Annotated in this window: 15 protein-coding genes; 6 read left to right on the top strand and 9 right to left on the bottom strand. The window is 72.3% G+C overall.

Annotated elements, in window-relative coordinates; all coding sequences use genetic code 11:
• Positions 1-222: 222 nt before the first annotated feature.
• On the bottom strand, positions 223-990 hold the full coding sequence (locus tag WBK50_RS23330; protein WP_341337646.1) for an SGNH/GDSL hydrolase family protein: 768 nt from the start codon (positions 988-990) through the stop codon (positions 223-225).
• Positions 991-1,153: 163 nt separating this feature from the next.
• On the opposite strand from WBK50_RS23330, the gene WBK50_RS23325 reads away from it, so the two are divergent.
• Positions 1,154-1,900 carry a DUF6319 family protein gene (locus WBK50_RS23325; protein WP_341337645.1) on the top strand — a complete coding sequence of 249 codons (747 nt, stop codon included), beginning with the start codon at positions 1,154-1,156 and terminating at the stop codon, positions 1,898-1,900.
• A gap of 199 nt (positions 1,901-2,099) precedes the next feature.
• A complete protein-coding gene (locus WBK50_RS23320) occupies positions 2,100-2,498 on the top strand; it encodes an STAS domain-containing protein (protein ID WP_341337644.1) in 399 nt (132 codons plus the stop codon).
• A gap of 6 nt (positions 2,499-2,504) precedes the next feature.
• Here WBK50_RS23320 and WBK50_RS23315 read toward each other — a convergent pair whose 3' ends face one another.
• From WBK50_RS23315 to WBK50_RS23295, 5 genes are all read right to left on the bottom strand, one after another.
• Positions 2,505-2,762 (bottom strand): helix-turn-helix domain-containing protein, encoded by a 258-nt coding sequence (locus WBK50_RS23315; RefSeq protein ID WP_341337643.1) that lies wholly within the window; start codon positions 2,760-2,762, stop codon positions 2,505-2,507.
• Between the two features lie 176 nt (positions 2,763-2,938).
• A complete protein-coding gene (locus tag WBK50_RS23310) occupies positions 2,939-3,967 on the bottom strand; it encodes a LuxR C-terminal-related transcriptional regulator (RefSeq protein ID WP_341337642.1) in 1,029 nt (342 codons plus the stop codon).
• Between the two features lie 327 nt (positions 3,968-4,294).
• The gene (locus WBK50_RS23305) at positions 4,295-5,173 is read right to left on the bottom strand and encodes a cation diffusion facilitator family transporter (RefSeq protein WP_341339486.1); all 879 of its coding nucleotides are present in this window, start codon (positions 5,171-5,173) and stop codon (positions 4,295-4,297) included.
• A 30-nt stretch (positions 5,174-5,203) separates the two neighbouring features.
• Positions 5,204-5,407 carry a hypothetical protein gene (locus WBK50_RS23300; RefSeq protein ID WP_341337641.1) on the bottom strand — a complete coding sequence of 68 codons (204 nt, stop codon included), beginning with the start codon at positions 5,405-5,407 and terminating at the stop codon, positions 5,204-5,206.
• A 35-nt stretch (positions 5,408-5,442) separates the two neighbouring features.
• The gene (locus WBK50_RS23295) at positions 5,443-6,330 is read right to left on the bottom strand and encodes a DUF2332 family protein (protein WP_341337640.1); all 888 of its coding nucleotides are present in this window, start codon (positions 6,328-6,330) and stop codon (positions 5,443-5,445) included.
• Positions 6,331-6,551: 221 nt separating this feature from the next.
• On the opposite strand from WBK50_RS23295, the gene WBK50_RS23290 reads away from it, so the two are divergent.
• The 3 genes from WBK50_RS23290 to WBK50_RS23280 all read left to right on the top strand — a co-directional run bounded on the left by WBK50_RS23290 (position 6,552) and on the right by WBK50_RS23280 (position 8,865).
• On the top strand, positions 6,552-7,145 hold the full coding sequence (locus WBK50_RS23290) for an antibiotic biosynthesis monooxygenase (RefSeq protein WP_341337639.1): 594 nt from the start codon (positions 6,552-6,554) through the stop codon (positions 7,143-7,145).
• 471 nt (positions 7,146-7,616) lie between these two features.
• A complete protein-coding gene (locus tag WBK50_RS23285) occupies positions 7,617-8,084 on the top strand; it encodes a hypothetical protein (protein ID WP_341337638.1) in 468 nt (155 codons plus the stop codon).
• Positions 8,085-8,343: 259 nt separating this feature from the next.
• Positions 8,344-8,865, top strand: a complete 522-nt coding sequence (locus WBK50_RS23280; protein ID WP_341337637.1) for a hypothetical protein — start codon at positions 8,344-8,346, stop codon at positions 8,863-8,865.
• Here the strand turns inward: WBK50_RS23280 and WBK50_RS23275 are convergent.
• The 3 genes from WBK50_RS23275 to WBK50_RS23265 form a co-directional block, all read right to left on the bottom strand.
• Complete coding sequence (locus WBK50_RS23275) at positions 8,838-10,202, bottom strand: sensor histidine kinase (RefSeq protein WP_341337636.1); 1,365 nt, start codon at positions 10,200-10,202, stop codon at positions 8,838-8,840. The two genes, WBK50_RS23280 and WBK50_RS23275, sit on opposite strands and share 28 nt — an antisense overlap.
• 7 nt (positions 10,203-10,209) lie before the next feature.
• Positions 10,210-10,923 carry a response regulator transcription factor gene (locus WBK50_RS23270; RefSeq protein WP_341337635.1) on the bottom strand — a complete coding sequence of 238 codons (714 nt, stop codon included), beginning with the start codon at positions 10,921-10,923 and terminating at the stop codon, positions 10,210-10,212.
• Positions 10,924-11,189: 266 nt separating this feature from the next.
• The gene (locus WBK50_RS23265; protein WP_341337634.1) at positions 11,190-11,342 is read right to left on the bottom strand and encodes a hypothetical protein; all 153 of its coding nucleotides are present in this window, start codon (positions 11,340-11,342) and stop codon (positions 11,190-11,192) included.
• A gap of 414 nt (positions 11,343-11,756) precedes the next feature.
• Between WBK50_RS23265 and WBK50_RS23260 the strand changes: the two genes are divergently transcribed.
• A complete protein-coding gene (locus WBK50_RS23260; protein WP_341337633.1) occupies positions 11,757-13,094 on the top strand; it encodes a M23 family metallopeptidase in 1,338 nt (445 codons plus the stop codon).
• Positions 13,095-13,326: the final 232 nt, after the last annotated feature.

The raw sequence follows: 13,326 nt of genomic DNA, 5'->3' as shown, positions 1-13,326 counted from the left end.
TTCGGACCGGTTCCACGGCGTCGTCCGCCCCGGGCGTGCTCGGTACCCGCCTCGTCGTTGAGGGCATGCCCGTGATCGTGCCATCGCGCCCGCCGTTCCGGACGCCTCCGAAGGCGGGAAATCGCCGGTCGCCGGGCTGGAGTGCGCCACGCCTCGGCGGGAAACCGTCACCGGTCGCAGGCTCAGCCGCCACGAAAGGACGGGCAGAGGCACCGGCGGGCGTCACGCATGCGACGGCTGGCCGGGTGGCACGGGGATCCAGCCGACGTACTTGCCCGTGCGGCCGTCCCCGGAGGAGCGTCCCCGGAGCCGGCGCCCGATCCAGGGCAGGACGTGCTCGCGGTAGTAGCGCAGCTCGGTGAGCGGTCTGCGGGTCTCGGGAGAGTCGGAGCGCACCGCCCGCGCAGCGGTGTGTTCCCCGAGGGCCTCGAGGACGAGTGCGGCGACGCGCTGGTGGCCGGCGGCGTTGAGGTGCAGGCGGTCGGGGGACCAGTAGGCGGGGTGGCGGATCTCGGCGTCGTGGAAGACGTCGACGAAGTCGAGTCCATGGGCCTCGGCCAGCTCCGCGATCTTCGCGGTGAGCGCCTCGCCCCGCTGACGCACCGCCCGTCCGAAGGGCAGCCGGTCCGACGGGTCGGCCCCGCTGAGCAGCACGAGCCGGATGCCTGCGTCGGTGCAGCGGCGCACCGCGTGTGCGGTGAGGTCGACGAGTCGGGCGACGTCGGTGCGTGGGCGCAGCATGTCGTTGCCGCCGCCGTTGAGGGTCAGGAGGGTGGGTGCGGGGTCGAGCGAGAGCGCGGCGTCGAGCTGGTCGGTCACGATGGGTTCGAGCAGGCGCCCGCGGATCGCCAGGTTCGCGTACCGCACACCCTCGCCGCGGGTCGCCGCCAGGCCCGCTGCCACCCGGTCCGCCCATCCTCGGGACGATCCGTCGGGGAGTTCGTCGCCGACTCCCTCGGTGAAGCTGTCTCCGATCGCCACGTATCGCACGACGACATCCTCCTTGCACCGGCGCGCGGATCCCGCACCCCCCTCCACCGGGCCGGGCGGTACTGCCGGGGGCGAGTGCGCCCGCCGCCTCACGGCGGGCGGCGAGATCTTGACGGTGCAACACGGCACAATGCGGCGGGCGAGTCGAGGGAGATGACGAGGGATGACTGCACAGGGTGCGCTCACGGAGCAGGACGTGGTGGCCGTGCGCGGGGAAGCGGCAGCGGGCCGCCCGGTGACGGTCTGGTTCACCGCGGCCGCGGTCGGGGTTCCCGCCGGCGGGTCGGCCAAGGTGGTGGCGGTCGGCGACGTCGCCGAGGGGGACTTCATCCAGGTCCGGCCGGCGGGCTCGCGTGACACGATGTTCTGCTCGCCGAACGAGCTCACGCGAACCAAGCCTCCGCGCCGCCGGGCTGCCCCGCGGACGGAGCAGGCGAAGGAGGCCGTCACGCCGCCGGCCCCGCAGCCGACCACGCCACGACCTGCCGCGGTATCCGCACAGCCCACGGACGAGGCGACAGCGTCCGTGGCTCCTCCGGCGCCGAGGAAACCGAAGGAGAAGGCCGCGGTGCCGGCCGAAGGGCCTGCCGCGTCCGCGGGCGCAGCCCCGCGTCGGCCCGTCAGCACACGACGACGGGCCGACCGCCCGGCCGAGATGACCGTCAGTCTCACCGCGAAGGTGGACGGCGAGTGGAGCGTCGAGGTGCTCGTCGGCACGAAGCGGGTCGTGCCCTCCGTGCCGGTGCAGGCGGCCGACGTGGCCGCCGCCTCCCGGTCGCTGCCGCCCGCAGTCGCCGAGGTGATCACGTCGTCGTTGGAGGGCGCGCGTCAACGGCAGCGCGAACGTGTCGAGCGGTTGCGCGCCGAGCTCGACGCGGCGCAGCGCGCGCTCGACCAACTCGACGTCTGAGGGGGCCGTGACCGCACCTGCCGCGGCGGTCGGATCAGGGGTTCGGACCTGGATCACGCGGCCGGGCGGGCCTGGACGGGCTGCATGGTCCGGTCCTGCGCGCACCGAACCTGCTCCTGTCCGACCCGCATCGATCGCTGGTGACCCCGGCTTCGACGGGGTACAGGACGGCTGTGGAAGCTTCGAGGAGGTGGCTCAGATGGGATACGGCGTCGGCGGTGACGGGTCTACAGCGCCTGAGGGCAGCAGCTCGCCCGTTCGCCTCAGCCATCTACGGCCCGGGGTGCCGTGCGTGCACGTCCAGGGCCGCCTCGACGACGCCGCGGTGCCCGGGTTCCAGCACCTCGTCCGCGGATTGCTGGACGCGGCCCCGTGGGCGGTCGTGCTGGATCTGCGGGCGCTGACCGGCCTGGCCCCCGGCGCCGTGGCGGCACTGGTCGAGCTGGCCCGCCATGCCGGCGAGGCCGACATCGGCCTGTACCTGGTCGCCGTCGACCGGCCGGTGGCCCAGGCCCTCGCTGCCGGCGGCGTGCACCGGCTGTTCGAGATCCACCGCAGCACCGACAGCGCGCTCCGCGCGATGAGCCGGCGGCCGTGAGCACGACTACGGGTGCAGGCCCGCGATGGCGTGCAGTGTCTCTTCGGATCCGGGGTCTTCCGGGTGGTGCCCGGTGAGTTCGCGGACGCGGTAGAGGCGATACCGCATCGTGCTGCGGTGGACACCGAGGGCGGCCGCGGCCCGGGCCAGGTCGCACCCGAGTTCGCGATACCCCCACAGGGTGCGCACCAGCAGCGCCATGCGCTCGTCCGCCGGGGTGGTCGTGGGCTGCGCCGACCCGCCGGGTGTGCCACGGGACTTCATCGGCGAACCTCCGGCAGTTGCGACGGCGTCGACGGCGGAAGCTGCTCGCCACCCGCGCTGCAGGCGCGGGTAGCCGTCGACTCCGAACCTGTCGAGGTTGCTCGGCCCGGCGGGCGGCGTCCATCGGCAGACCTACCGATCCGCCCGGTCGGGGCGGGCGGGGAGGTGCCGGTCTCTCACCCCTGCACGCCGGTCAGGGGCCGCGGCACGTACAGGCCCTGGCCCAGGGCCCGGACCGCGGCCAGGGCCCTGGTCTCGGCGCCGAGCTTGGCCAGGATGTTCTCCATGTGGGTGGCGACCGTCCGCGGCGCGATGACCAGCGCCGCGGCGATGCGCGCGTTGGTCCAGCCCTCGATGAGCAGCCCCAGGACCTCCAGCTCCCGGCGGGTCAGACCGTGCAGGTCCCCGGGCAGGGCCACCAGCACCGCCGCCACGAGGTGGTGCGGGGGCTGCGACGCGCAGGCCAGCACGGTCACCCGGAGGTACCCGACGGCCGCGTCGGGCCCGGCCTGCGGGCACAGGAACACCGTGTGCGCGCGTCCGTCGGCCAGATGGGCGGCCACCGCGAGCAGCGCGGAGTCCTCGCGCAGCAGCGGGTGGGCGCCCAGCCCGGGCAGCGGCAGCGGGTGCCCGGCGCGGGTCAGCACGATCCCGGCCAGCGCGCCGTGGACGAGCTGCGCGGCGGTCGCGACCGAGCGCAGCGGGTCGACCGCCTGTGCGATCAGCGGGGCGAGCACGCCGATCAGGTCCCGGGCGGCGTCGGTGGGATGCGCCGCGCTCTCCGTGTTCAGGGTCAGCTGCCCCAGGTGACGGCCGTCCGGGGCGAACAGGCCGACCCCGAGGCCCTCCCGGAACCCCGCCGGGCGCAGGTACTCCGCCCAGCCGCGCACCTCGCCGGGCGGGACGGGGAAATCGCACAGGCGCATCGGCGGGCGCGCCCGGTCCAGGCCGAGCAGTTCGATCTCTGCGACGCCCGCCGGGCTGGTGAGGTAGGCGCGCGCCGTGTCGTCGTAGCCCGGGCTCACCAGGGGTACCAGCCGGCGGCGCTCCGGGTCGAGCAGGGCGATCCAGCCGGCCTGGAACGGCAGCACCCGGCGCAGCGACTCCAGCAGCGCGGCCGCCCGCTCCTCGATAGCGGCCGGCGTGGCCGCGATCCCGGCCACCTCGACCGCCACCTGCAGCCGGGCCGAAGCGGGCTCAGCCACTCCGCACCCCGGCGCGCACGGAACGCGCTCGTCGTCCGCGGTCCCCGAACCGCCCGCCGGGCCGGTGGCCCGGGCGCGGGGAGCTACGCCGACCCGTTCCGCCCGACACGGGTGACGGCTCGGGGAGGACCCCGAGCCCGGCGTGGTCCGTCCGCGAGTTCACGCTGTGTCGTCCCTGCTCGGTGCGAAGGTCGGGGGTGAGGAGAGGCCCCGGCCTCCTGTCACCTTGGCATGGCCGGCCGCCTGACCGAAGGCGTTCGCAAGCTCCTTCCCCGGCGAGTCCTCCACCACCGAACCGGCCTCCGGGAGGCCACGGGAGCGGAGTGGTCACCGCGCGGCCCAGGCTCGGTCGGCCGTGAACCCGACCGACATCGACACCGGCTGCCCCAGCTCCGCCAGCCGCTCCTGCAGCGACGCCCGGACGGCGTCGAACCCGCGCACCGTCTGCACGGCGGAGGTGTCGGCCACCACGAAGTCGATCTCCACGTCCAGCCGGCCGCCCACCTTCGACGCCCGCACGAACGACTCGGCGAACCTGTGCTCGTCCTCCACCGCACGCACGACGGCCTGGAGCCGGCCGGACAGCTCAGGAGGCGGTGACATCGTCAGCACCTCGCGGAAGCCGCTCGCCACGAGCCGGGCCGGAACCGGCAGGAATGCCGCCGAGACCACCACGACCATCGCCGGGTCGACGTAGCGGGCCAGGTCGGCCCGGCCCGCGGCGTCGAGCACGAACGCGAGCCCGAAGCCGGCGAGCACACCCAGGCTCAGCAGGGTGTCCCCGGCCCACTCCGCGGCCTCGGCCCGGACCAGGTCGGAGCCCCTCGCGCGCCGCCTGCGCAGCACCACCGTCACGGCGGCGCCGCCCAGCGTGGCGACCGCGCCGTAGACCAGCGCCCAGCCGACCTCCACGTCCCGGCCGCCGCCCAGGAGGTCCGCGACCCCGCCGACGAGTGCGTAGACGCACAAGCCGCCGAGCGCCGCCGCCTTGACCACGACGGTGAGCGGCTCCCACACCTCACGACCCCACGGGTAGCGCTGGTCGGGCCCCTTCCGGGCGGTGCGCAGAGCCAGCACCGCGAGCAGCGAGAGGCCCACGCTCGCGAAGGAGTACAACCCGTCGAACACGATCAGCTGCGATCCGGTGACGAGCCCCCAGGCCAGCGCGAGCACCGCGAAGGCGGCCGAGGCCGCGACCGAGATCAGCAGTGTCCGCCGGTCGGAGCTTCCCGGGCGTCACCGCCACTCCAGCCACGCGGCGCCGGGATGGGCCCGACCGAGCACCGTGCCGCGGCGCACCCCGTTCCGCACACCGACTCGGCCGATCACCCCCGACACACCGCCGTCGCGGCTCTCGCGCACCCACGCGGCCGGCACGTCGAGACCCTGCACGGTGGCCCGCGCGTCGGGTCCCAGCGGCACGAGCGGGTCGACCGACACCCACTCCAGGTCACGCCCGCGGCCGATCTCCGCGATCAGGCCGTCGAACCGTTCCAGGTCGGGGGAGGCAGGAAGACGTGCACGTAGGTGTCCACCAGGCACACCAGCGCTTCCGCCGGCAGCGAGGCGATCACATCGGGCAGCACGTCGAGTAGGTCGCCCCGCGCCGAGCGGGCCGGCTCGGCGCGCGCGAGCGCCGACGCCGCCGCGAACCGGGTGACCGCGCCCGCCTCGGGCGGGACGCACGCCGCGAGCCAGGCCAGCACGTGCGGGTCGGACAGGTCGAGCGGCTCGACGTCCACACCGACGCGGTCGACCACCGTGGGGATCCTCGCCGGGACCGGCGGTGCGCCGGAGCGCACGGCGCACTCGATCCGCACCGCCGCGGCGGGGTCGCCGGTGCTGCGCTGTGAGCCGTCGGCAGCCCGGTAGGTGTAGTGGTAACGGTCCAGGCGCAGCCCGAGCCCCGCCCCGGTGCCGAGGTCCACCAGGGCGAGCGGCCGGTCGTCCGCGGCGCCGATCAGCGCCAACACCGGGAGGACGTCGGCGGAGCGGCCCACCTCGTTCATCTGGTAGCGGTGCCCCGCGCACAGCGCGGCGAGCTCGGCATGCCGCTCGCGGGCGAAGGTGGCGAGCTCGGCCCCGAACGCGGGATCCCGCGGCGGCTGCGGGCCACCGGGCTGCGGGTAGTGCCGGGCCAGGTCGCTGCCGGACGCCAGGAACCTCACGGCAGCGGCGAGCAACAGCGGCGGCAGCCGGTCGGGCGGGATCGCGCTGGCCAGGTCCAGCAGTGGATCCTCCTCGGCGATCGCGGTCAACGTGGCGGCCGTGAGCCACCAGCTCTCCGGGGCGCCGGGTGGCGACCACGCGTCCGCGATCGCCCGAGCCTGGGCCGCCACCACCGACCGTCCGGTTGCCGTCATCTCCGGACCTCGCCGGTGGGCGAGGCGGTGTTAGCGTGCGCGTGAAGGCGATCAGGCTTCGATCCTGTTCGACCCGGGTGCCCCGGCGGAGCACGTGTCGCGCGCGGAACGAGCAGCAGGCCGCGGTCCGGTGGTCAAGGACCTGCGAGGCCGGATCTCGGCCGTCCGGCTGCCCCGGTCGGCGCCTGAACGGCCCCGGGCGAAGCGCGCAGACTGAGGCGATGACGACGGTGAGCGGCCCGAGATCTGCACGTCGACACGACGTGGCCGATGACGGGCCGGTCACCGTGGTCTTCAGCTGGCGGGCCAAGCCCGGCAAGGAGAACGAGTTCGCCGAGTGGGCCAAGGGCGTCACCTCGGCGGCGGCCCACTTCCCCGGCAACCTGGGTTCGACGGTCATCCACGAGCAGGGCAGCCGCGACTTCCACATCATCGTGCAGTTCGTCGACGGGGAGGCGCTGCAGTGCTGGCTGAACTCCCGGGAGCGGACCCGCTGGCACGAGAAGACCCGTGACATCGCCGAGGCACGCACGGCCGTGCAGCAACGGACGGGGCTGGAGACCTGGTTCTACGTCCCCGCCCATGCCGGGGAGACGATCAAACCACCGCCTCGCTGGAAGCAGTGGCTGGTCTCGCTGGTCGCGGTCTACCCGCTCGTGCTGCTGTTCCAGGCGTTCGTCGTGCCCCGGGTCGCCGACTGGCCGATCTGGGCGAAGGCGGCGATGTTCCCGCTGGTCATCCTGACCTTGATGACCTACGTGGTGATGCCGCTCGTCAGCCGGTTGCTGCGGCGCTGGCTCTATCCGTCCTCCTGAGCCCGCGGCCGTCAGGGCCTGCTCGGGCGCTCCGCTGCCGCTCGGCGCAGCGGACGGCGGCGAGGTGTGGCGCGGCTGCCGTCGGGTACTCGGACAGGGCCTCGCGCGGCGTAGCTGCTCGCAGCGCGTCGCGCGGGTTGCGCGTCCGCTCCCCGGTTGTAGGCCGACCGTGGGTCGGCCGGGCACGGCTGGGGTCCGGCGTGAGGCCGGGCTCCAGTTCGCCCGGGCCGTCGCGAGGACGTCGCTTCCCGAGCGATGGGGCCCATCTGGTGCTGTACCGCGTCCCGACACCGGGAGGACGATTGGCCGCGCACCATCGTCGGGGGACGGGGATTTCCGGTGGTTCGTTCGTCGCGTCATGTCGCTCATCGCTTGTCGAGGGCGGCGGTGCTCACCGTCAGCGTCCTCGGCGTCTGCGCATGCGGTTCGTCCGCCGATGCCGAGTCGCCTCCACCGGCGCAGGCGACTTCGGTGCCGGCGTCGGCCGCACCGAGCGTCGACGTCGGTCAGCTGGTCATCCAGGCCGGGGACATCCCGCTGCCCGGCTTCTCCCGGCAGTCCGTCCGGCCCGTCACCGAGGGCCCTGTCACTGGCGTCGCGGCGGTGTTCGGCACTGCGGACGGCACGCGGCTGCTCGGTGAGACGATCGTCCTCCTCCCGGACGCCGCGGCGGCCCGGACGGCCATGCAGGGGGCGGTCTCGACGACCGGGAGCCAGCGTCCGGGTTCCACCACGGCGACCGTGCCGGTCGGCGACTCCGCTGTGATCATCACCGGTTACCGGGTGGACGGGACGGAGTCGACGCTGCTGCTGCTGAGCCAGGGTGTGGCGTCGGTGGCGATGGACTTCCGCAGCCCCGAGACGGACCCGATATCCGCGGACGTGGTGACGGCGGTGGGGGTCAAGCAGGCTGAGCTGCTCAAGGCGAAGCTCGGTTGACGGTTCCGCGAGCGGATCGGCGCACCACCGCCGGGTTCCGATCCGCCGCCTGGTAGCCCAGGGCCCGTCAACGCCGGCACGGTGCGCGGTGACGGCCACCGCCCCGCGGTGAAGAAGGCCGTCCCAGCGAGGCCGAAACCAGATTTTGCATCAGCCTAACCTCGAGTTTTCCTTCGCCTGATGCCCGATCAGTACGATGAATAGGGAATCTGCGGCCGTCATCACGGGTGTACGTCGGCGATTGCGAGGTTGATTGCGCATGGCGCTATTCGAACGTCTGGCGTCCTCGCCTCGCCCTCCGGCACGGGAGTCGAGCGAACCGGGATTTCCTCAGCCACTCTCCACGATCCGCCGCCTGCTCGCCGACGATCCGGTCCTCGTGGGGCTCGGCATAGGCGGAGGGCGCGTTCTCATGGCTTCGGGAGGAATGCCGATACCGGACGACGGAGCATTTCTGGTGCTGGGCTGGGAGGATGACGTGCGCATCTCGAGCGCCGCGGTGCACCGGACCCTGACGGTTTCGGTGCACGTCGGGCGATCGGGCCTGGCGTGCGAGTCGATCGCAGAGAGGCCCTCCATCCTTCTCGACAGGACGATGACCGTGTTGATCGGTCTGGCGATCGACGGGCCGAGACTGCTCGTCCGCATGATCGATCGAAGGTTCTTCTCCGAGGAGATCGGCATGCGTCCGAAGATGGTGGAGATCGCGGTCTTCGATGTGCGTTTGTCACGCGGCTCGACGAGGTGCTCCGGCTATCCCCGTTCGGCGCCGGACAATTGAACGTCCGGGACGTCCCGCCGATGGTCCTCGGCCGCGTCCGATTCCTGCTCCCACCGGGACGGGATGAACACGGTGAACACCGGGGGCGACGCCTGCGCGAGGACGAGACGGCCGCCCTCCGCCTCGGCGAGACGACGGGCCAGAGCGAGACCGATGCCATGTCTCGGTGCACCTTCCGGGCGGCTGCTGAACGCCGCCGGGAGAGTTTCCGGATCGAGCCCCGCGCCCTCGTCCGAGACATCCACCGCAATGGCTTCGCCCGCCTCCCGCACCGTGACCCGTACGGTGCCTGCCCCGTGCAGCTCGGCATTGTCGAGCAGAACCGCCAGCACCTGCCTGGTCGCCGCCGCTGACGCCTGTGGTGTCGGGAGCGCAGGGGCGACGACGAGTTCGAGTGCTCGCCCCGAGTCGGCCAGTCGTCGGGTCCAGCCGCCCTCGATCTCGGCGACGAGGGCATGGATGTCGGCGGGGGCTCCGTGCCTTCCCGCGTGCTCCCGTGCCAGCAGGAGGAGCTCGTCGATGGTCTTCTCCAGCCGGTCCGTCACGTCGATGCTGTCGGCGACCGCGGAACGCCAGTCCGGCCTGGGCTGGTCCAGCGTCGACTCGAGCCGGAGGCGGAGCCCGGCAAGAGGCGTCCGGAGCTGGTGCGACGCATCCGCCGAGAACGCGCGCTCGCGCGCGAGGAGCGCGTCGAGGCGAGAAGCCGTGCTGTTGAGGGCATGGCCGACCGAGTCGATCTCCGCGATCCCTGCGGCGGACGACTGCACGCTGAAGTCCCCGTCACCGAGTCTCTCCGCATCACGAGCGAGGTCGTTCAACGGCCGGGCCAGGCGCGTCGCCTGGCGCCGTGCGAGGGCCCACACCACGGCCAGCACGAGTCCGGCGAGCCCCAACATTCCCAGCCACACCGGCACGAGTCCCCGATAGATCGACGCGAGCGGCCTGGCCGCCCTGACCACGCCGTTGATGTCGTGTTCGCCCCTCACCGGAACCGTCACGACCAGATCATGGGCGGTCCTGGTCTGGGAGATCTGGCCGTACAACGCCTGACCGACCTGCGCATCGCCCGAGCGCGGGCCTCTGCCGAGGATGCGCTTCCCCTCGTCGTTGTACAGGGCGAGTTCGGTGTCGTCGCGCGAGACGGGCAGGGCGCTCGGGATGTCGTCGTGCGCCAGATCCGTGACGACCGATTGTGCCGTGAAGTCCGCGACCTGCTGAAGGGCTCCGCGCTCCTCGGTCAACGCGAACTGTGCGAGCCCGATCGCGAGCGGTACACCGAACAGTACGATGGCGAGCGTGGCCGCCGCCACGGCGAGGGCGACGATTCGGGTGCGCATGTCTCACTCACCCCCCCTGCCTTTTTCGTCCCGCTTCCGGAATTTCTAGCCGGTAGCCGTATCCCCGTAATGTCCTGATCATCGGCACACGCGCAGAAGTGCCTCCGCTGCCTATCTTGCTGCGCAGCGAAGCGACGTGGACATCCAATGTCTTCGTCGACCCGATCCAGTTCTGGTCCCACACGTCGGCCATCAAGGCCTCCCGGCTCACGGCGGCGTCCGGTTCTCGGGCCAGACGGGCCAGCAGGTCGAATTCTTTGGTGCGGAGCGTCACCTCGGTCCCCCGAATCGTGACCCGCCTGCTGCCCATGTCCAGAACGAGATCCCCGAGGAACAGCGACTGCGACGCCGCCGGCGAACCCACGCGGCGGAGGTGTGCGCGGATACGGGCGAGCAGCTCACCGAGATGCACCGGTTTCGTCAGGTAGTCGTCCGCGCCGGCGTCGAGCCCCACGATGACGTCCATCTCAGCGCTGCGCGCGGTGAGCATGACGAGAACCGCAGCCGGCAACTTCCGCCGCAGGCGTCGGCAGACCTCGATGCCGTCGAGATCCGGCAGGCCCAGGTCGATCAGCACGAGGTCGAACTCGATCGTGGCTGCCCTGGCCAGCGCGGTGCGCCCGTCGGTCACCCAGACGGCGTCATAGCCGTGTGCGCGTAGGCTCGACTCGACGATTCCGCCAATCGTCGCATCGTCCTCGACGATCAGGACAATTGCCACTCCGGGATGCTACCCGGGGCTTTTCATGATCTACGGGTTTTTTTCGTTTCCACGGCAGACGTCGAACGCGGCCCGTTCGGACGACGACTCATGCTCGTAAAAGACGTGTGCGACGGCCACTCGAGGGACGAAAGACGCATTCGGTCATGGTCGATGTCGTCCGACCCGGAAGGGACGAAGGTGGGCACCTCGCTGCGCCTATGACGCCGGGGGCAGGAGCTGGTGGCGCCCGGACCGCCCGCGGGGGCGGCCGGGGGCACGCCGCGTCAGAGCATCGCGTCGATCTCGGCGCGGTGGTAGCTCAGCGGCGTCGTCGGGAAGCCGAATTCGTCCTTGTGCAGGGTCGCGGACCCGCACCAGCCGCAGCGGCCCGACGCGTCCAGCACCGCCCGGCCCTCGAGCTCCCCTGCGTCGATCACCGGACGGACCGGCCACCGCCTGCGGCGCGCCGGTCGGCACCGCGGGCTTCCGGTTGCGGCCGGACACCTGCTTGTACAGCCACCAACCGCCGACGGGGATCGCCACGATCACCGCGGCGGCCAGCAGCCACTGCACGAGACCGACCACGATGCCCACCGCGATCCCGGCCAGCACGAGGATTCCGACGATCTGCGCGACCCGCAGCACGACCTTCGACATGATCGGTGTCCTCTCGCGTGTCCGGGTCCGGCGCCGACCGAGGCTACTCGGACTCGGGCGCCGGGAACCCGCCGTTCGGCGCTGGTCGGTCGGCTTCGCCCGAGCCGGTTCCGGGAGGCAGCCTGTTCGGGTGTGCCCCCGAACAGGGGACCTGGTCCATTGGCCTTCGGCCCAGCGTGCTGCACCATGGCCCGATGCGTCTCGCGCCTCCCAGCTCGTCCGGCCGGCCGGCCGGCTCCGCCGCGGGCCGGGGTGCACCGGGCGCCCTGGCGGTGCTCGCCGCCGCGCTCCTGGCCGCGGGGTGCACGTCCGCGGCTCCGGCAGCGGCACCCTCCGTTCCGGTCGACGCCGCGGCGGACGTCGCCGTCCCGGATGCGTTCACCGCGGTCGTGGTGCGGCCGCTCGGGGCACCGACGTTCCCGTTCCTCGGCTCCGACGGCAAGTACCACATCGTCTACGACCTGGAGCTCACCAACGCGGCGGCCATTCCGGCCACGATCGACAAGATCGACGTCGTGGACGCCGCGAAACCGGACACCGTCATCGCGTCCTACGCCGGGACGAGGCTGGTCGCGCCCGACTGCCCGGCCGGGGACTGCAACCGGCTCCGACGGCTGCCCTCGTCGATCGCGGCCGACAACGTGATCCCCGCGCAGGAGTCGCGCGCGATGCTCGTCGACTTCATGCTCGACTCGGCCGAACAGGCACCCGTGACGGTTCTGCACCATCTCTACGCCCACGCGGCCGTCAACCCGGGTTCGAAGGAGCCGGTCGCCACGGACTACCTCGCCGCGCCGTTCGCCGTCTCCGCCGGGGCTCCGCGGGTGATCGGCCCCCCGGTCAAGGGCGACCGGTGGATAGCGGCCAACGGATGCTGCCTGCCCGGGTTCCCCCACCGGACTTCGCTGGCCACGTTCAACGGGATGCTCGTCAACGGCCAGCGGTTCGCCATCGACTGGAAGCAGACCGACGAGAGCGGCGCCTTCTACCAGGGCGACCGGACGAAGAACGAGAGCTACGTGGACTACGGCGCACCGATCTACGCCGTCGCCGACGGGACGATCACCTCGACCGTCGACAAGCTCGACGCGAACGCGCCGGGCGTCCTGCCCGCCGCCGACCCCGTGCTCGGGCCCCAGATCACGGTCGAGACGGTCGACGGCAACCACATCGTGCAGGACATCGGGGGCGGTCTGTACGCCTTCTACGCCCACCTGCAGAGGGGATCGTTGCTGGTCAAGCCAGGTGACGTGGTGACGAAGGGCCAGGTGATCGCGAAGCTCGGCAACACCGGCAACGCGAACGCCTCGCACATGCACTTCCACCTGATGAACGGCCCGTCCGTGCTCGGCAGCGACGGGGTCCCTTACGTCCTCGACGGCTTCACCTACGAGGGGCAGGTTCCGGCCCGGGCCTTCCTCGACGCCGACGACTACCTCAGCGGGAACTTCCTGCAGGGGCGGATGCCGACGCCGCTGCCGCGCACGAACGAACTGCCGCTGTTCGGTGCGATCGTCGACTTCCCCGCCTGACCTCTCGCGGTGCGGCAGCGCGTGCTGGCGCTGCTGTACCACGAACGGCTGACCGCACACCTGCCCGCGAGCGAGGACGAGCTGAGGCTGTCCCGCTCCCGGATCGGCGAGGCGGGGGACCGGATGGCTCGTCTTCGGGGTGCGCCGGGTGGTGGCAGTGATCCGCTACCTCTCGCGCTGAGTGGATTGACAAGGGGCGGTCGCGGCGACCAGCCTTGTGATCGGCTGATCG

It is taken from the genome of Pseudonocardia sp. T1-2H (genome assembly GCF_038039215.1).
Taxonomy (GTDB): Bacteria; Actinomycetota; Actinomycetes; order Mycobacteriales; family Pseudonocardiaceae; genus Pseudonocardia.
Note: the sequence above shows the minus strand (reverse complement) of the source record. Positions and strands in the feature narration are given on the sequence as shown.